This is a genomic window from Pseudomonas sp. 86_A (assembly GCF_017491705.1).
In the GTDB taxonomy this organism is placed as follows: Bacteria; Pseudomonadota; Gammaproteobacteria; order Pseudomonadales; family Pseudomonadaceae; genus Aquipseudomonas; species Aquipseudomonas koreensis.
Map to the genome: position 1 here is coordinate 46,609 of NZ_JAFGYS010000003.1, position 18,486 is coordinate 65,094.

18 protein-coding genes are annotated in these 18,486 nt (G+C 58.9%); 6 read left to right on the forward strand and 12 right to left on the reverse strand.

The window, feature by feature from the left end:
* The first annotated feature begins 309 nt into the window (after positions 1–309).
* Genes purM through J5M57_RS05795 form a run of 3 tightly spaced genes read left to right on the forward strand, consistent with a single transcriptional unit; the run spans position 310 to position 2,740 of the window.
* A complete protein-coding gene (purM, locus tag J5M57_RS05785; protein WP_077571719.1) occupies positions 310–1,368 on the forward strand; it encodes a phosphoribosylformylglycinamidine cyclo-ligase in 1,059 nt (352 codons plus the stop codon).
* The gene (gene purN, locus J5M57_RS05790) at positions 1,368–2,018 is read left to right on the forward strand and encodes a phosphoribosylglycinamide formyltransferase (protein ID WP_064586644.1); all 651 of its coding nucleotides are present in this window, start codon (positions 1,368–1,370) and stop codon (positions 2,016–2,018) included. Before purM ends, purN begins: the two co-directional genes overlap by 1 nt.
* Before the next feature lie 8 nt (positions 2,019–2,026).
* Positions 2,027–2,740, forward strand: coding sequence for a DUF3108 domain-containing protein (locus J5M57_RS05795; RefSeq protein WP_064586643.1), 714 nt, complete (start codon positions 2,027–2,029; stop codon positions 2,738–2,740).
* Positions 2,741–3,052: 312 nt separating this feature from the next.
* On the opposite strand, the gene J5M57_RS05800 is transcribed toward J5M57_RS05795, so the two are convergent.
* A complete protein-coding gene (locus tag J5M57_RS05800; RefSeq protein WP_207848186.1) occupies positions 3,053–4,678 on the reverse strand; it encodes a methyl-accepting chemotaxis protein in 1,626 nt (541 codons plus the stop codon).
* Positions 4,679–4,808: 130 nt separating this feature from the next.
* Positions 4,809–5,864 carry an amidohydrolase family protein gene (locus J5M57_RS05805; RefSeq protein ID WP_207848187.1) on the reverse strand — a complete coding sequence of 352 codons (1,056 nt, stop codon included), beginning with the start codon at positions 5,862–5,864 and terminating at the stop codon, positions 4,809–4,811.
* Positions 5,865–5,992: 128 nt separating this feature from the next.
* Here J5M57_RS05805 and J5M57_RS05810 point away from each other — a divergent pair, with 128 nt between their 5' ends.
* Both J5M57_RS05810 and J5M57_RS05815 read left to right on the forward strand, forming a co-directional pair.
* Complete coding sequence (locus tag J5M57_RS05810; RefSeq protein WP_207848188.1) at positions 5,993–6,409, forward strand: OsmC family protein; 417 nt, start codon at positions 5,993–5,995, stop codon at positions 6,407–6,409.
* A gap of 61 nt (positions 6,410–6,470) precedes the next feature.
* Positions 6,471–7,334 (forward strand): pirin family protein, encoded by an 864-nt coding sequence (locus tag J5M57_RS05815; protein WP_207848189.1) that lies wholly within the window; start codon positions 6,471–6,473, stop codon positions 7,332–7,334.
* Between the two features lie 158 nt (positions 7,335–7,492).
* Here the strand turns inward: J5M57_RS05815 and J5M57_RS05820 are convergent, their stop codons facing one another.
* The 4 genes from J5M57_RS05820 to J5M57_RS05835 form a co-directional block, all read right to left on the reverse strand.
* Complete coding sequence (locus tag J5M57_RS05820) at positions 7,493–8,221, reverse strand: dienelactone hydrolase family protein (RefSeq protein ID WP_207848190.1); 729 nt, start codon at positions 8,219–8,221, stop codon at positions 7,493–7,495.
* A gap of 67 nt (positions 8,222–8,288) precedes the next feature.
* The gene (htpG, locus tag J5M57_RS05825; RefSeq protein WP_083369358.1) at positions 8,289–10,193 is read right to left on the reverse strand and encodes a molecular chaperone HtpG; all 1,905 of its coding nucleotides are present in this window, start codon (positions 10,191–10,193) and stop codon (positions 8,289–8,291) included.
* 81 nt (positions 10,194–10,274) lie between these two features.
* Positions 10,275–10,727 (reverse strand): PaaI family thioesterase, encoded by a 453-nt coding sequence (locus tag J5M57_RS05830; RefSeq protein ID WP_064586638.1) that lies wholly within the window; start codon positions 10,725–10,727, stop codon positions 10,275–10,277.
* A complete protein-coding gene (locus J5M57_RS05835) occupies positions 10,724–11,200 on the reverse strand; it encodes a PaaI family thioesterase (RefSeq protein WP_207848191.1) in 477 nt (158 codons plus the stop codon). Before J5M57_RS05835 ends, J5M57_RS05830 begins: the two co-directional genes overlap by 4 nt.
* Positions 11,201–11,358: 158 nt before the next feature.
* Between J5M57_RS05835 and J5M57_RS05840 the strand changes: the two genes are divergently transcribed.
* Complete coding sequence (locus J5M57_RS05840; RefSeq protein ID WP_064586636.1) at positions 11,359–11,595, forward strand: hypothetical protein; 237 nt, start codon at positions 11,359–11,361, stop codon at positions 11,593–11,595.
* 88 nt (positions 11,596–11,683) lie between these two features.
* Here the strand turns inward: J5M57_RS05840 and J5M57_RS05845 are convergent, their stop codons facing one another.
* From J5M57_RS05845 to lpdA, 6 genes are all read right to left on the reverse strand, one after another.
* The gene (locus J5M57_RS05845) at positions 11,684–12,085 is read right to left on the reverse strand and encodes an MAPEG family protein (protein WP_064586635.1); all 402 of its coding nucleotides are present in this window, start codon (positions 12,083–12,085) and stop codon (positions 11,684–11,686) included.
* Entirely contained in the window at positions 12,085–12,822 is a 738-nt protein-coding gene (locus J5M57_RS05850) for a DUF599 family protein (protein WP_064586634.1), read from the reverse strand. The genes J5M57_RS05845 and J5M57_RS05850 overlap by 1 nt, the downstream gene beginning before the upstream one ends.
* Before the next feature lie 168 nt (positions 12,823–12,990).
* Complete coding sequence (gene brnQ / locus J5M57_RS05855) at positions 12,991–14,304, reverse strand: branched-chain amino acid transport system II carrier protein (RefSeq protein ID WP_207848192.1); 1,314 nt, start codon at positions 14,302–14,304, stop codon at positions 12,991–12,993.
* A gap of 463 nt (positions 14,305–14,767) precedes the next feature.
* Positions 14,768–15,649 carry a succinate--CoA ligase subunit alpha gene (sucD, locus tag J5M57_RS05860; RefSeq protein ID WP_003223019.1) on the reverse strand — a complete coding sequence of 294 codons (882 nt, stop codon included), beginning with the start codon at positions 15,647–15,649 and terminating at the stop codon, positions 14,768–14,770.
* Positions 15,649–16,815 (reverse strand): ADP-forming succinate--CoA ligase subunit beta, encoded by a 1,167-nt coding sequence (gene sucC, locus J5M57_RS05865; RefSeq protein ID WP_003223015.1) that lies wholly within the window; start codon positions 16,813–16,815, stop codon positions 15,649–15,651. The genes sucD and sucC overlap by 1 nt, the downstream gene beginning before the upstream one ends.
* Before the next feature lie 200 nt (positions 16,816–17,015).
* On the reverse strand, positions 17,016–18,452 hold the full coding sequence (gene lpdA, locus J5M57_RS05870; protein WP_064586632.1) for a dihydrolipoyl dehydrogenase: 1,437 nt from the start codon (positions 18,450–18,452) through the stop codon (positions 17,016–17,018).
* Between the last annotated feature and the right edge of the window lie 34 nt (positions 18,453–18,486).

Genomic DNA, 18,486 nt, shown 5'->3' on the forward strand with positions numbered 1-18,486 from the left:
AATCTGCCATCGCAAAACATTCACACGCTAGCGGTAAGTTTTTGCACAGTGATAACGATAGACGGTTAATCGGCACACCTTATACAGGCAGCCACCGGGCACAATTGCAAAAAATTTCAGTCGATTATGCCTCTGCCCGTCGGCGCGAGGATGGCCGCTGCCCCTCAAGCCTGATAAAATCGCGCGCCTTCGCAGACCGGCAACAGCCGGGCACCCCGAAATTCGCGTGAGGCCATCGCCCTCTCGATTTCGATGTTCCCGCTGAACTCGGTCGTTACCCCTGAATCCCCTCCCCTAAAGGCCTGGATCATGAGCAAGCAACCCTCCCTGAGCTACAAGGACGCCGGTGTAGACATCGACGCCGGTGAAGCATTGGTCGAACGCATCAAGAGCGTCGCCAAGCGCACTGCGCGCCCGGAAGTCATGGGCGGCCTGGGCGGTTTCGGCGCCCTCTGCGAAATCCCGGCCGGCTACAAGCAGCCTGTGCTGGTTTCCGGCACCGACGGCGTCGGCACCAAGCTGCGCCTGGCGCTGAACCTGAACAAGCACGACAGCATCGGCATCGACCTGGTTGCGATGTGCGTCAACGACCTCGTGGTTTGCGGCGCTGAGCCACTGTTCTTCCTCGACTACTACGCCACCGGCAAACTCAACGTCGACACCGCTGCCCAGGTTGTAACCGGCATCGGCGCCGGCTGCGAACTGTCGGGTTGCTCGCTGGTCGGCGGCGAAACCGCTGAAATGCCAGGCATGTACGAAGGCGAAGACTACGACCTGGCCGGTTTCTGCGTCGGCGTGGTGGAAAAGGCTGAAATCATCGACGGCTCGAAAGTCGCCACCGGCGACGCGCTGATCGCCCTGCCATCGTCCGGCCCGCACTCCAACGGCTACTCGCTGATCCGCAAGATCATCGAAGTGTCCGGCGCCGACATCGAGAACATCCAGCTCGACGGCAAACCGCTGACCGACCTGCTGATGGCCCCGACCCGTATCTACGTGAAGCCGCTGCTCAAGCTGATCAAAGACACCGGCGCCGTCAAAGCCATGGCCCACATCACCGGTGGCGGCCTGCTGGACAACATTCCGCGCGTGCTGCCGAAAGGCGCTCAGGCCGTGGTTGACGTGGCCAGCTGGACTCGCCCGGCGGTCTTCGACTGGCTGCAAGAGAAAGGCAACGTTGACGAGACCGAGATGCACCGCGTGCTGAACTGCGGCGTGGGCATGGTGATCTGCGTGGCTCAGGAGCACGTTGAAGTAGCCCTGAACACCCTGCGCGACGCCGGCGAGCAGCCTTGGGTCATCGGCCAGATCGCTGCCGCTGCCGAAGGCGCTGCTCAGGTTGATCTGCAGAACCTTAAGGCTCATTAATGTCCGCAACCTGTGATGTCGTGGTGCTGTTGTCCGGCACCGGCAGTAACTTGCAGGCTCTGATCGACAGCACGCGGACCGGCGACAGCCCGGTCCGCATCGCTGCGGTGATTTCCAACCGCGCCGACGCCTACGGCCTGCAACGCGCCAGTGATGCGGGTATCGCCACCCGCTCGCTGGATCACAAAGCCTTCGAAGGTCGCGAGGCCTTCGATGCAGCCCTGATCGAACTGATCGACGAATTCAAACCGAAACTGGTGGTACTGGCCGGCTTCATGCGCATTCTCAGCGCTGATTTCGTGCGTCACTACCAGGGTCGTCTGCTCAATATCCACCCGTCGCTGCTGCCCAAATACAAAGGGTTACACACTCATCAGCGCGCGCTGGAGGCCGGCGACGCCGAGCACGGCTGCTCCGTGCACTTCGTCACCGAGGAACTCGATGGTGGACCACTGGTCGTACAGGCAGTAATACCGGTAGAGTTGCACGACACGCCGCACAGTCTGGCGCAGCGAGTTCATGTTCAGGAACACCTGATCTACCCGATGGCTGTACGCTGGTTTGCCGAAGGCCGACTGGCACTCGGTGACCAAGGTGCTTTACTGGACGGCCAGTTACTCGCGGCCAGCGGCCATTTGATTCGACACTAGGAGATTTTATGCGTCGCGCCCTGCTCTTCGCTTGCGCCTTGCTCGCCCTGCCCTTCGCGCAGGCGGCAGACCTTCAACCGTTCTCCGCCAGCTACACCGCCGACTGGAAGCAGCTGCCCATGAGCGGCACCGCCGAACGCAGCCTGACCAAGCAAGCCAACGGCGTCTGGAAACTCAGCTTCAAGGCATCGATGATGATCGCCAGCCTGACTGAAGAAAGCACCCTGACCCTGGACAAGGATACGCTGCTGCCACAGTCCTACCATTTCGAACGCGGTGGTCTGGGCAAGGCGAAAAAGGCTGATCTGGACTTCGACTGGAACAGCAAGATGGTCACCGGCACGGATCGTGGCGATCCGGTCAAGGTTCCGCTGAACCGCGGCATGGTCGACAAGTCCACTTACCAGCTGGCCCTGCAACATGACGTGGCCGCCGGCAAAAAGACCATGAGCTACCAGGTGGTCGATGATGGTGAAGTCGACACTTATGACTTCCGCGTACTGGGCTCCGAGAAGGTCGAAACCAAGGCCGGCCAGATCGACGCGATCAAAGTCGAGCGTGTGCGCGACCCGACACAAAGCAAGCGCATCACTGTCCTGTGGTTCGCCAAGGACTGGGATTACCTGCTAGTCCGCCTGCAACAGGTTGAAACCGACGGCAAGGAGTACAACATCATGCTCCAGGACGGCACGGTCAACGGCAAAACCGTTAAAGGCAGCTGATCCGCCGCTAAAACGAAAAGCCCCGCCAATGCGGTAATGTTGTTCACTTAAGCCCAACACTGTGACTGTGGCGAGGGAGCTTGCTCCCGCTGGGCTGCGTAGCAGTCCCTCTTTTGGGGCCGCTTCGCGACCCAGCGGGAGCAAGCTCCCTCGCCACGAGTTTCAATTGAACGCAAAATTTCTTAAGTGAGCAGAATTACGCCAATGCGGGGCTTTTTTGTGCCTGCCTTTCTAGTCCTGAGCCGGGTGCAATACCTGTAGGAGTGAGCCTGCTCCCTCCCACAGGGTTCAGCGCGGTCTTCAACGGTCAGATCAGACCGAAAATTTCGCCACCATATTGTTCAAATCCACCGCCAGTCGCGACAGTTCCTGACTCGCCGCACTGGTCTGATTCGCCCCCGCCGAGGTCTGCATGGCCAGATCGCGGATGTTCATCAGGTTGCGATCCACTTCGCGCGCCACCGCCGCCTGCTCCTCCGAGGCGCTGGCGATCACCAGGTTGCGCTCGTTGATCAAGGTGAACGCCGAGGCGATTTCCTCCAGCGCCACGCCCGCCGCCTTCGCCAACTCCAGGGTCGAATGCGCACGGATGTTGCTCTGCTGCATCGAACTCACTGCCGAATCGGTGCCCTGCTGAATTCCGCCGATCATCTGTTCAATTTCCTGGGTCGACTGCTGGGTGCGATGCGCCAGCGCCCGTACTTCATCGGCCACCACCGCAAACCCTCGCCCGGCATCCCCCGCCCGCGCCGCCTCGATCGCCGCGTTCAGTGCCAGCAGATTGGTCTGCTCGGCGATCGAACGGATCACGTCCAGCACTTTGCTGATGCCGTGAACCTTCTGCGCGAGATCTTCCACCTGCGCGGCGTTCGACGTAACGTCATCGGCCAGGAACTCGATCGAAGTCACGGTCTGCTTGACCTGCTCGCGGCCGTGCTGGGCGATGCGGTCAGACTCGCGCGACGCCTCGGACGTCGCCACCGCATTGCTCGCCACCTCCTCCACGGCAGCGGTCATTTGATTCACCGCCGTGGCTGCCTGCTCGATCTCCAGGCTCTGCTGATGCAGCCCGCGCGTGGCGTCTTCCGTGACGCAACTCAGCTCCTCGGACGCCGACGCCAATTGGCTGGACGACTCGGAAATCTGCCGAATGGTGTCGCGCAGGTTGTGCTGCATGCTTTTCAGCGCCTGTAACAGCCGTGCCGGTTCGTCCTTGCCGGAGATGCTGATGTCGCCGGTCAGATCACCGCCCGCCACCACCTCCGCCACACCCAGCGATTGCGCCAGCGGCAGGACGATGCTGCGGGTCAGCAGCAGCGCCAGGCCGATGGTGATCAGCGCGGTGATACCGATCATCACCGCGACCCACACCCGCGAATTGATGAACACCAACCGCGCCGCTTCGGTGGCGAGGTTGGCGTTGTGCTTGTTCAGCTCGACCAGGTCGCGCAACGTGACGGCGATTTCATCCGCCAAAGGGCTCATCTGGCTGTTAAGAATCGCCGCAGCCTCCTCGACCCGGTTCTGCGCGGACAACGCCATGACCTGCGCCTGAAATTCCAGATACTTGTGTTCGGCGACCTTGAAGCGATCGAACAGGTTTCGCTCCTCGGGCAACACGATCAACACGTCGTAGCGTTGCTGGGCTTCACTCAACACGCCGCGCAGCTCGTTGAGCTTGGTGACATTCTGCTCCAGCGCCTGTGGATCGCGATTGAGCAGCAGGCGCATGGTCAGCGCGCGCAGGCGCAACATGTCCTGACTCATTTCGCCGACCGCCATCACGCTGGGCAGCCAGTTTTTATCGACCTCATCGGACTGCGCGCGCATGTTCGACATTTGCAGCAGGGCGAATGCCCCGAGCGCGAAAACCATCAATGCCAACAGGCCAAACCCCAGACTGGCACGCGGTGCGATATTCAGACTACGGATACTCATTGCTCTGGTTCCTTCCAAAAGCGCTGCATCAACCCTGCAGCTGGCTGCTTTAGAAGGTATCGGCCCGGCGAAAATTTGCGTAAGACCAAAACGTGATATCAAAAGGCCTTGATACTTCGAACCTTTGGCATTAACGATTCAGCGCGGTTTTCTCGGACTTTGCTGCTGTTCGCGGCAATATCGCCAGGAAGTTGTCCCGGGCGACTTTACGCGCCACCTCTTCGGGCAGTGCATCAAGGAATGGCGTGAAGCTATGCATTTCCTGACCGAGTTTGTTGAATCGGCCTACAACATCCGAACCGATCATGAAGCGCTCCGGGTATTTCTCCACCAACGCCAGCCAGTCCGCACGCGGCTTGCCCTGTTCGTCCAACAGATAGGGCGTGAGCATGCTCCACGACAGATCGATGAACAGATTCGGATAAGCCTCAAGCAACCGGCTGACGGTGGGCAGAAGAAATTTCAGCTGCGTCTGGTGCCGATGAATCTCCGCACTGGTGCCGGCATGCGCCCAGATGAAGCGGGTGTGCGGGTGATTACGCAGCGGTTCTTCGACTTCCTTCAGGTAAAGAGGATTTTTCTCACGCTTGGAAGTGATGTTGGAATGCAGCATCACCGGCAGATCGTTTTCCGCCGCCAGGTGATAGATGCGTGTCATCGCCTCGTTGTTGGCCCTTGGAGTGTCGCCGGCGGTCAGCGCCGTCAGGTCATCATGGCGGGTAAACACTTCGCCTATGCCCTGCCACAACCCCGGATACAGATCGAGCAGACGCTGGATATGCGCAGCGGAGTTCTTGTCGTTGGGGTTAAACCCGGACAGAAACGGGTGAAAGTGCTGACGCTGCTCCGCGGTCAGTTTTTGCACCGCATCGGCGACGATCATGTCGGTGGCGCTGTACCAGTAGGCATCGGCGTCATCGCCGGCGTAATAACGCGGGCGCTTGGGCTCGTCCTCGTGCCATTTCTTCGCCACGGGAATCCCGGAAATCATCACATGGTCGATGGAATTGTCTTGCATGGCCGTGAGCAATTTCGCCATGCCGGCGGTTTCCTGGAAGAAATCCACGTAGTGCAGGTGCGCATCGCTGTAGGTGTATTCCCTGGCACTGGCCGTACCGGCAAATGCCAGCAGGCAGGCAAGACTCAAACGAAACAAGGACACAAGTAATCTCCGGCAGGTAGGCATAGCCTAGACCCTGAGCCGACAACAAGGGTTCATCCTGCAGGAAAGTGGAACGCGTGCTTGTGGGAATGCTCTATAACTGCAAGGTCTTTTTTGATCGCACGACTTTTCCTACTGCCAGTGAGGTTGCCATGACTGTTACCGTCAACACCGTCTCCGCCGAAGGGTTTCGTCACACCGTAAAGATCGATGACCACGAATTGTTTGCCGACGTGCCGAAGTCTGTCGGCGGCGAAGGCACTGCGCCGGAGCCGCACGACTACTTCGACGCCGCCCTTGGTGCCTGCAAAGCCCTGACCCTGAAGATGTACGCCAAGAAAAAAGACATCCCGCTGACCGGCGTGGGTGTCGAGGTCAAACGCGACAACAGTGAAGAACAGAAAGGCAAATACGTGTTGCACGTCACCCTCACGCTCAAAGGCGTGCTGACGGACGCGCAACGCGAAGAACTGCTGCGGGTCGCCGATCGCTGCCCGATCCACAAGCTGATGACCACCACCGACGTCAGCATCGAAACCCACGCCCCACAAGGCTTCGACAGCCAGTAATCCCCCACTTGCCAGCGGCGGGTTATGCTTCTGGCATCACCCGCTCAGCCTGGAATGCACCATGGACACGCCACCCCTGATCATCCGCCCGCGCGCCGAAGACGTCGAAGGCCAGCCGATCCTGCGCCCGCTGCCGTCAGCCAAATGCCGCAGCGTCGGGCCTTTCGTGTTTTTCGACCACATGCTCGAGACGGTTTATCCGACGGGCAAAGGCATGAATATCCGACAGCATCCGCACATTGGGCTGTCGACCCTGACCTATCTCTTCGAAGGGCAGCTCCAGCACAAGGACAGCCTCGGTTCTGATCAGGTGGTCAGCGCTGGTGATGTCAGCTGGATGACGGCGGGCAGCGCCATTGCCCACGTCGAGCGCACCCCCGAGCCACTGTGGGAGCAAAGCTTCACGATGCACGGCTTGCAGATCTGGCTGGCTTCGCCCAAGGATCACGAGCAAGGCCCGGGGCATTACAGCCATCACCCGGCGGCGACGCTGCCGGTCAGCGATAACCTTGGCGTGCAGATCCGCATGATTGCCGGGTCAGGCTTTTGCCTGGAATCACCGGTGCCGGTGCTTTCTCCTACGCTGTACGCCGAAGTGAAGATGCAGACGGCGACCACATTGCTGATCCCGACCGAGCACGCGGAACGCGCGGTTTATGTGCTGAGTGGGGATGCGCAGCTGAATGGCGAGCCCCTCGAACCCCATGCGCTGGCGGTGTTGCCGGACGGAGAAGAGATGAGCCTGTTTGCCGAAAGTGATGTGCACGCGGTGGTGTTTGGCGGCGCGGCGCTGGACGGGCCACGGCGGATCAACTGGAATTTTGTCGCGAGCGATCCGGCGGCAATCGATGAGGCGCGGCGCAAATGGGCGGCCGGGGATTGGCCGACGGTGCCGGGGGAAGTTGAGCGGATTGAATTGCCTTAGTTCTGTGTCACCTGTGAGTCAGTCATCGCTGGCAAGCCTGCTCCCACAGGTTTTCGCGTCGAATAGATATTCTGCAAACGACTCGAAAACTGTGGGAGATGGCTTGCCAGCGATGGGGCCCTGTCAGGCATCACAAAAGTGAGTGCCTGCCACCAGAATCAACCCTTGAACACTTCATCCAGCAAGTCATGCATCGACTTGAACGCGCGCTTGGCGGTCTTCGCGTCGTACATCATCTTGCCCGGCACATTGGCATGCGGATCGGTGAACGAGTGCACCGCACCGCCGTAGCTGAGCAACTGCCAATCGACATTCGCCGCGTTCATCTCATCTTCAAACGCCGGCAATTGCTCTTTCGGCACCAGTGGGTCGGCAGCGCCGTGCAGCACCAGCACCGAGCCCTTGATGTTCTTCGCGTCCGCCGGGTTCGGCGAATCCAGCGTGCCGTGGAACGACACCGCCGCTTTAACCGCCGCCCCGGTACGGGCCAGATCCAGTGCACAGCAACCGCCGAAGCAGAAACCGAACACCGCCAGTTTCGACGTATCAACCGCCGCCTCGCCCTGCTGCTGCAGTTGCTCGAACGCCGCCTGCATGCGCTTGCGCAGCAAAGCACGATCATTTTTCAGCGGCATCATCGCCGCGCCAGCCTGATCAGCGTTCTGCGGACGCACTGCCTGACCGTACACGTCGGCAATCAACACCACGTAGCCCTTGGCCGCAACCGACTTGGCGATCTCCTCCGCCCCGGCGCTGACGCCCATCCAGTTCGGCGCCATCAACAGGCCCGGGCGTGCGCCCTTGTGCTCGGCGTCGAAGGCCAGACGACCTTCAAAAGGCTGACCATCGAGCTGATAGACCACAGAACGTACAGTGACTTGGCTCATTTCTGACTCCTGAATGTTAAACACCAGAATGAAAAAACCCGCCGAAGCGGGTTTTTCTACAACGTGATTAAGCTGACAGTTCAACCAGCAGCTTGTTCAGACGGGTCACGTAAGCGGCCGGGTCTTTCAAGCTTTCGCCAGCCGCCAGGGCAGCCTGATCGAAGAGGATGTGCGACAGGTCGCCAAAACGCCCTTCGTTCTGCTCGCCGTCGAGTTTCTCGATCAGCGGGTGGCTTGGGTTGAATTCGAAGATCGGCTTCGAATCCGGCACTTTCTGCCCGCTGGCTTCGAGGATCTGGCGCATTTGCAGGCCCAGGTCCTGTTCGCCGATAGCCAGAATGGCTGGCGAGTCGGTCAGACGGTGGGAGACGCGAACCTCGGCAACGGAATCGCCCAGCGCAGTTTTCAGACGCTCGACCAGACCTTCTTTGGACTTGGCGACTTCTTCTGCGGCCTTCTTGTCCTCTTCCGAGTCCAGGTTGCCCAGATCGAGGTCACCGCGCGCCACGTCGACAAAGGTCTTGCCGTCGAATTCGCTGAGGTAGCTCATCAGCCACTCGTCGATGCGGTCGGTCAGCAGCAGCACTTCGATGCCTTTCTTGCGGAAGACTTCCAGGTGCGGGCTGTTCTTGACCTGCGCGTAGGTTTCGCCGGTGAGGTAGTAGATCTTGTCCTGACCTTCCTTGGCGCGTGCCAGGTAGTCAGCCAGACCGACAATTTGCTCGCCGTCGTCACCGTTGGTCGATGCAAAGCGCAGCAGACCGGCAATTTTTTCCTTGTTGGCGAAATCTTCTGCCGGGCCTTCTTTCATGACCTGACCGAAGTTTTTCCAGAAGCCCTTGTATTGCTCAGGCTCGTTCTTCGCCAGTTTTTCCAGCATGTCCAGCACGCGCTTGGTCAGCGCGGTTTTCATCGAGTCGATGATCGGGTCTTTCTGCAGGATTTCCCGCGACACGTTCAGCGACAGGTCGTTGGAATCGACCACGCCCTTGATGAAGCGCAGGTACAGCGGCAGGAACGACTCGGCCTGATCCATTACGAATACACGCTGCACGTACAGCTTCAGGCCTTTCGGCGCTTCACGCTGGTACAGGTCGAACGGTGCGCGAGCCGGCACGTACAGCAGCGAGCTGTACTCAAGCTTGCCTTCGACCTTGTTGTGGCTCCAGGCCAGCGGGTTTTCAAAGTCGTGGGCGATGTGCTTGTAGAACTCCTGGTATTCCTCGTCCTTCACTTCAGTGCGCGGACGGGTCCACAAGGCGCTGGCGCGGTTGACGGTTTCCCATTCAACGGCAGGCTTCTCTTCGCCTTCGGCAGCGGCCACTTCTTTCGGCAGCTCGATCGGCAGCGCGATGTGGTCGGAGTACTTCTTGATGATGTTGCGCAGACGCCAGCCATCGGCGAACTCGTCTTCACCGGATTTCAGGTGCAGGACGATGCGGGTACCGCGCTCTGGCTTGTCGATAGTGGCAACTTCGAACTCGCCCTCGCCTTTCGACGACCAGTGCACGCCTTCGCTGGCAGCAGTGCCGGCGCGACGGCTGTACACATCAACTTTGTCGGCCACGATGAAGGCCGAGTAGAAGCCGACGCCGAACTGGCCAATCAGGTGCGAATCTTTCTTCTGATCGCCCGAGAGATTCTTCATGAAATCGGCGGTGCCCGATTTGGCGATGGTCCCCAGATGGGTGATCACATCGTCACGGTTCATGCCGATACCGTTGTCTTCGAGGGTGACGGTCTTGGCGTCCTTGTCGAAGCTCACCCGGATTTTCAGCTCGGCGCCACCTTCAAGCAACTCAGGCTTGGCCAGGGCTTCGAAGCGCAGCTTGTCGACAGCGTCAGAGGCGTTCGAGATCAATTCGCGAAGGAAAATTTCCTTGTTGGAATACAGCGAATGGATCATGAGGTGCAGCAGCTGCTTTACCTCGGTCTGGAAGCCCAGGGTTTCCTTTTGAGTTTCCACACTCATGGTCATCAAACTCCAATCAGATGGCAGTGGCCGCGACCCAGAAGGTCGGCGGCGGGTTGTTCACTGAGTTTGGGGCAGCGTTCAGGATTTCAAGGGCTCATCGATTTTGAAATGCGCGCGGGCGGTGGCAATCGGTTCGCTCTCGGTGCTTTGCCAGGCCGTGATAGCGACGTTGGCCACGCGCCGGCCCTGGCGACAGACCTGACACTTGGCCCAGGTGTCGCGAAACTGCCCGGCGCGCAGGTAATCCAGAGAGAAGTCGATGATCTTCGGCACCCCGGGCGCCCCGGTGAAGATCAGCAGATGCAACGCGGCCGCCAGCTCCATGAACCCGGCGATCACCCCGCCGTGAATGGCCGGCAATAAAGGGTTACCAATGTTGTCCTTGTTCGCCGGCAGCTTGAACAGCAATTCATCACCGACTCGCGAGCATTCGACGCCGATCAGCCCGGCGTAGGGAATCATCCCCAGCAGCGGTGCGTAATCGCCCTGGGCGTGGGCCAGCAGCAATTGTTGCTTCCAGTCATCGCTCATGAGCGCTCTCCTTTGATCCTGCCGCCAAACCCGTGAGTGCCCTTCAGGCCCTTGCCCATGCGCATGAATGTGCCGACGACATGGGCGATCGGCTGCTGCGGGTCATCCTGATAGGCAAAGCCGCGGGCGAAGATCACGTCGGTGGTGACCCGGTAACACTGGGCAAAGCCGTAGACAGCCTTGTTGGGTTCGGCGGCGTGCATATAGTCGATGCGCAGATCCAGGGTCGGGCAGACTTCGAATTCCGGCAGCACGCACAACGTGGACATGCCGCACGCAGTGTCCATCAGCGAAGTGATGGCGCCGCCATGGATGACCCCGGTCTGCGGGTTGCCGACGATTTGCGCGCTGTACGGCAGCTTCACCGTCAGCCCTTCGTTGCTGGCGCTGTGCAGCGTCAAACCAAGCACCTGACAGTGACGCAACGCCGAAAGAAATCGTGTCGCGCGCTCAAAAACGGGGTTCTCAGCCATTTGATAATTACTCTCGTTAGAGCCTTGTGCCAGTAGTAGGAAATACGGCAAAAGTTCCACTAAAAAACAAACTTATATATCTGAACGAAATGAGGAACTTAACCTTTGGGGCTGCGCTCTTAAGGCCAGTAGTTAATTTCCATAAGGAGAAACACCCCATGCGTAAGACTTTAGCTATTGCCTTGATGTTGACCGCTTCCCTCGGTCTCGCTGCCTGCGATAAAAAATCCGAGGACAAAGCTCAAGATGCCAACAAACATGCTGAGCAAGCTCAGCAAGACATGAACAAAGCTCAGGATAAAGTGAACGACGCAGCAAAAGAAAACGCCGAAGCTGCCAAAGCTCAGGCTGAATCGAATCAAGCCGCTCAGGAAGAAGCTGCCAAGAAGCAATAATTGCGACTTGATGCAGAAAAAGAAAACCCGCCAAGTGCGGGTTTTCTTTTGCCTGTGATTTTTTGTCAGTGTTCGCTTCGAGGCTGTATTAGAGCAATACAGTTCTAAAAGTCGGACTAATCATGAGCAACAAACTGCAAATCAGGCCGACCAGCCACATCAGGCTACGCGCGGACGGCTTATCGGCCAGATAGAGCCACAGGTAGAGAATTCGCGCGATCACGAAGATGATCGCCAGGGCATCAATCAACCATCCCTGAGTCTGCGTGGTGTGCGCCATCAGCACGCCGACGGCAAACAGGATGAACGCTTCAATGCTGTTCTGATGCGCCGCCAGTGCTCGCGCGCCATAACCAGTGAGTTGCGCCTGTTGCTGGCGCGGCAGGTGGTTGTTGTAACCGCCCTGCTCTTTCATGGCTTTGCCCACCGGCATACGCGCGATGTAAATCAACAATGCACTGATAAACACACACCAGAACGGAATACTCATCAAGCAGCCTCTTTATTGGATTCGGGCAACGACGCCTCTGTAGGGGTATAGACCATCACGTCAAGAACGTCGGAATGAAACTCGCGGCGATACAACACCAGCACGACCCCGGCACTCATCAACATGAACAGCCACGGGCTGACAAACCACGCCAGCATGCTCATCCCGAAGTAATAAGAGCGCAGGCCGAAGTTGAACTGGTTGGCCGCCATCGAAATAACCCGCGCCGCCCGCAGCGCGAAGGCTTTGCGCTCCTGCTCGGAAACCTGACGCTCACCGATCATCGGCGCCGAGCCGACCAGCACCGCCGCAAAGTTGTACTGGCGCATGCACCAGCTGAACGTGAAGAAGGCGTAGACAAACACCAGCGCCAGGCACAGCAACTTGATCTCTGACATGCCCTGCGACGCCTGCTGGACCATCGGAATGTCCGCCAGCAACGACACGGCGCGCTCGGAGGCCCCCAGTACGGTGAGAATGCCGGCGAGGATGATCAGGGTGCTGGAGGCAAAGAACGAGGCGTTACGCTCCAGATTGCCGATCACACTGGCGTCGGCAATGCGGTTGTCGCGCAGCAGCATGCGGCGCATCCAGTCTTCGCGGTACAGGTGCAACACGCTGGCCAGGCAAGCCGTGTCGCGGGCTTTCCACGACGCATAACGGGTGTAGCCGCCCCAGCAGATGACAAACCAGAGCGCGGCCAGCAGATGGATCAGGTTGGCTTGGATGAACGACATTCGTTTTCCTGTGAAGTGTGAATGCATTACATAAAATCTTTGCAGTGCTTCGACGCTGACTCAGAGAAAAAGACACTGCCAGACGCCCATAAAAAATGCCCCGTATCGATTGATACGGGGCATTTCTGTTTAAGCGCTGAAGACCCGCTTGTGGCGGGTCAGACAACGTCAGGCAACCGCTTCACTGCGCTTGCCCAGCAGACGATCGCAGACCACGGCGACCACCAGGGTCATGACACAAGGCACCAGCCACGCCAGGCCCTGCTCGCTCAGCGGCAGATGCGACAGCTGCGACGGCATCCAGTCAGCCAGACCGGCGCCCTTCAGCGCGTCGATGGTGCCGAACACGAACGACACCAGCATCACCGGGCCGAGGATGCGGCCGTGTTCATGCCAGAAGTCCTTGCAGAAGCTCAGGGCCACCAGAACGATGCACGGCGGGTAGATCGCAGTCAGTACCGGGATCGAGAAGGCAATCAGCTTGGTCAGGCCCAGGTTTGACACCAGCAGCGAGAACGCGGCCAGGATGATCACCAGAGTCTTGTAGGACAGTGGCAGCACGCGGCTGAAGTATTCCGCGCAGGCACAGGTCAGGCCGACCGCCGTCACCAGGCATGCGAGCGAGATCAGCACTGCAAGGAAACCACTGCCCAGCGAACCGAAGGTGTGTTGCACATAAGCGTGCAGCACCGCCACGCCGTTGGTGGCACCCGCAGCGACTTCATGGCTGCCGGAACCGAGGCGGAACAGGCTGATGTAAACCAGCGCCAGGCCGACACCGGCGATCAGGCCGGCAATGATTGCGTAACGGGTGATCAGCGCAGGCGAGTCAACGCCACGGGAGCGGATCGCGTTGACAATGACGATGCCGAACACCAGGGCGCCCAAGGTATCCATGGTCAGGTAACCATTGATGAAACCCTGGGAGAACGGCGCCGCGACGTATTCAGGCGTGGCCTGACCGATATCACCGGCCGGCAAGGCGAACGCAGCAATACCGAGCACCGCCAGGGCGATGATCTTCAGTGGCGCGAGAAAACGGCCAACGGTATCGAGCAGACGGCCCGGATACAGCGAGATGAAGAACACCAGCAGGAAGTACACCGAGCTGTAGAGGAACAGCGCCAGCGGGCTTTCGCCGGTCAGCGGCGCCAGGCCCACTTCGAACGACACGGTCGCGGTCCGCGGGGTGGCGAACAGCGGACCAACCGCCAGGTAGCACGCAGCGGCGAGCACACCGCCGGCGACCTTGCCGATCGGGCTACTCAGCGCGTCCATCGCGCCGCCAACCTTGGCCAGGGCAACGACAGTGACCACCGGCAGACCGACCGCCGTGATCAGGAAGCCCAGCGCCGCCATCCAGACGTTGGGTCCGGACTGCAAGCCGACGATCGGCGGGAAGATGATGTTACCGGCCCCGACGAACAGGGCAAATGTCATAAAACCAAGTGCCAGGATGTCCTGACCTTTCAAAACTTTCATTAAGGAAATACCACACTACTGAATCGGAATTTAGAGGGGGATTTCCCTGTGGGGTTAGGGAAATGCTGTCAGTCCGTATAAGACTGACCCGTTTAGCGCGTTGCATGCCTTGTGGGCGGCAGACGCAAAAATGGCTGCTAGCCTAACGAATTTGTCTGACAAACGCACTGTTTGAGGGCGAACTATCCGATACGCGACGTGTCTGTGTCGCGTTTACGCATTTATTTTTCCTAACCATAACCCTGTGGCGAGGGAGCTTGCTCCCGCTGGGTTGCGAAGCAGCCCCAATGCAGACGACCGGGCTCTTTCCGTTAATCCGCTGTCAGATGGTTTACGCCTGCTGCGCAGTCGAGCGGGAGCAAGCTCCCTCGCCACAAAAACCCGTTATGTTCCAGATTGCAGAAACGACAAAGGCCACCCGAAGGTGGCCTTTGTTTGGTGAAGCGTCAGCTAAGCGCGAGGCTTACTTGACAGCCCAACCGGTCAGCTCGGCCAGGGCCTTGCCGATGTCTGCCAGCGAACGCACGGTTTTTACGCCTGCGTCTTGCAGCGCAGCGAATTTCTCGTCTGCAGTGCCTTTGCCGCCAGAGATGATTGCGCCAGCATGGCCCATGCGCTTGCCCGGAGGAGCAGTCACACCAGCGATGTAGGAAACAACCGGCTTGGTCACGTGTGCCTTGATGTAGGCAGCCGCTTCTTCTTCAGCCGAACCGCCGATCTCGCCGATCATCACGATCGCTTCGGTCTTCGGGTCTTCCTGGAACAGCTTCAGGATGTCGATGAAGTTCGAACCCGGGATCGGGTCACCACCGATGCCGACGCAAGTCGACTGACCGAAACCGGCGTCAGTAGTTTGCTTCACAGCTTCGTAGGTCAGGGTGCCGGAACGCGAAACGATACCGACCTTGCCTGGCAAGTGAATGTGACCTGGCATGATGCCGATCTTGCATTCGCCTGGGGTGATCACGCCTGGGCAGTTAGGGCCGATCAGGGTAACACCCAGCTCGTCGCACTTAACTTTAGCGTCCAGCATGTCCAGGGTAGGAATGCCTTCGGTGATGCAGACGATCAGCTTGATGCCACCGAAAGCCGCTTCCAGGATCGAATCCTTGCAGAAAGGAGCTGGAACGTAGATCACGCTGGCGGTAGCGCCAGTGGCGGCTACTGCGTCTTTAACGGTGTTGAACACTGGCAGACCCAGGTGCTCGGTGCCGCCTTTGCCTGGAGTAACACCACCGACCATCTTGGTGCCGTACTCGATGGCTTGCTGGGTGTGGAAACTACCTTGCGAACCGGTAATACCCTGGCAGATAACTTTGGTGTCTTTATTGATCAGGACGCTCATTATTTGCCCTCCGCAGCTTTGACAACTTGTTGAGCAGCGTCGGTCAGGCTGGTAGCAGCGATGATGTTCAAACCGCTTTCTGCCAGTACTTTAGCGCCCAGCTCAGCGTTGTTGCCTTCAAGGCGAACAACAACCGGGATTTTCACGCCGACTTCTTTCACGGCGCCGATGATGCCTTCGGCAATCATGTCGCAACGAACGATGCCGCCGAAGATGTTAACCAGTACTGCAGCGACGTTGGTGTCGGACAGGATGATCTTGAACGCTTCAGTTACGCGTTCCTTGGTTGCACCACCACCTACGTCGAGGAAGTTGGCTGGCTTGCCGCCGTGCAGGTTGACGATGTCCATGGTACCCATGGCCAGACCGGCACCGTTGACCATGCAGCCGATGTTGCCTTCCAGCGCTACGTAGTTCAGTTCGAACTTGGCAGCGTGCGCTTCGCGCGGATCGTCTTGCGACGGATCGTGGAAAGTCTTCAGCTTAGGCTGACGGTACATGGCGTTGGCGTCGATGTTGATCTTGGCGTCCAGGCAGTGCAGATCGCCGTCAGCCTTGATCACCAGCGGGTTCACTTCCAGCAGAGCCAGATCGTGATCCTGGAACAGTTTGGCCAGACCTACGAAGATCTTGGCGAACTGGGCAACTTGCTTGCCTTCCAGACCCAGTTGGAACGCCAGCTCGCGACCCTGGAATGGCTGAGCACCAACCAGTGGATCGATAGTGGCTTTCAGAATTTTTTCTGGAGTGTCGTGAGCGATTTTCTCGATGTCCACGCCACCTTCGGTGGAAGCCATGAACACGATGCGACGGCTCGAACGGTCAACGACAGCGCCCAGGTACAGCTCTTTAGCGATATCAGTGCACGATTCAACCAGGATCTTGGTGACTGGCTGACCATTGGCGTCAGTCTGGTAAGTCACCAGACGCTTGCCCAGCCACTGCTGTGCGAAGGCCTTGGCGTCTTCTTTGTTGCGAACCAGCTTGACGCCGCCCGCTTTACCGCGACCACCGGCGTGGACCTGGGCTTTGACAACCCACTCGCTGCCGCCGATTTTGTCGCAAGCTTCTGCTGCTGCTTCCGGGGTGTCTACTGCGTAACCAGTGGAAACTGGCAGGCCGTATTCAGCGAACAGCTGCTTACCCTGATACTCGTGAAGATTCATGCTTTTTACCGTCTTCGTTAGGTACTGCGCATTCGGCGCTGCGCTCTTGATGAGTGCCGCGCCACCTGTGACTGCTGCTTGCGTAGCCTTTCCGGGTACCCGGTGCAGCTACGCAAGACTGCGTCCAGCGGACATTCCGCGGTGAGACTTGCTCGCAAGGCTCACGACGGGCCGTTACCGCCGTGGTTTCTTATTGTGTCTTAACGCTTCTTGCGGTTGGCAATGTGGATGGCGCCGCCATTCACCGCCAGAGCAGCTTCGTGCAAGGCTTCAGACAGGGTCGGATGGGAGAAAACCATCATGCCCAGGTCTTCAGCGCTGGTGCCGAATTCCATACCGATCGCGCCCTGCTGAACCAGTTCTGCAGCGCTCGGGCCAATCACGTGCACGCCCAATACGCGGTCGGTCTTGGCATCAGCGATGACCTTGACGAAACCACCGGTATCGTTGGCGGCCATGGCACGGCCGGAAGCGGCGAACGGGAAGGTGCCGACGTTAACTTCAACGCCTTCGGCTTTCAAGGCCTGCTCGGTTTTGCCAACCCACGCGATTTCCGGGTGAGTATAAATAACCGAAGGGATCAGGTCATAGTTCATCTGGGCTTTATGACCCTTGATGCGCTCGACAACCATGATGCCCTCTTCCGAGGCTTTGTGCGCCAGCATCATGCCGCGAACCACGTCACCGATGGCGTAGACGCCCGGTACGGTGGTGGCGCAGTGATCGTCAACGTGCACGAAACCGCGCTCGTCCAGGGTCACGCCGCTGTCGGCAGCCAGCAGATCAGTGGTCACCGGACGGCGACCAACGGCTACGATCAGCTTGTCGAACGTGATGGACTGTTCGCCGTTGGCATCGGTGTAGTTCACAACGACTTCGTCGCCGTTGACTTTCGAACCGGTTACGCGAGCGCCCAGCTTGATGTCCAGACCCTGTTTGGTCAGGGTTTTCAGCGCTTCCTTGGAAACAGCGGTATCCGCTGCCATCAGGAAGGTGTCCAGCGCTTCGAGGACAACCACTTCGGAGCCCAGACGCGACCATACCGAACCCAGTTCCAGACCGATCACGCCAGCGCCGATGACGCCCAGACGTTTTGGTACGGATTGGAATTCCAGCGCGCCAGTCGAATCGACGATGACTTTCTGATCGACCGGAGCCGGTGGAATGTCGATCGGACGCGAGCCTGGAGCCAGGATGACGTTTTCAGCTTCGATGACTTCAACCGAGCCGTCTGGCTTGGTGACTTCGACTTTCTTGCCAGCCAGCAGCTTGCCGTGGCCCTGGATCGAAGTAACGCCGTTGGCCTTGAACAGGGTGGCAACGCCGCCGGTCAGGTTCTTGACGATGCCAGCCTTGCGGCCAATCATCGCAGCGACGTCCATTTTGACTTCGCCAGTCGAGATACCGTGAACGTTGAAGCTCTCTTTGGCTTCCTTGTACTTCCAGGAGCTGTCCAGCAGCGCCTTGGACGGAATGCAGCCGACGTTCAGGCAAGTACCGCCGAGGGCTTGCTTGCCTTCAGCGTCGGTGTACTTCTCGATGCAGGCAGTGGTGAGACCCAACTGCGCGGCCTTGATGGCAGCTACATAGCCGCCAGGGCCGGCACCGATCACTACTACGTCAAATTTCTGCGACATTCAAAAAATCCTCTTTAGCGAAAAGCTTCAAGCC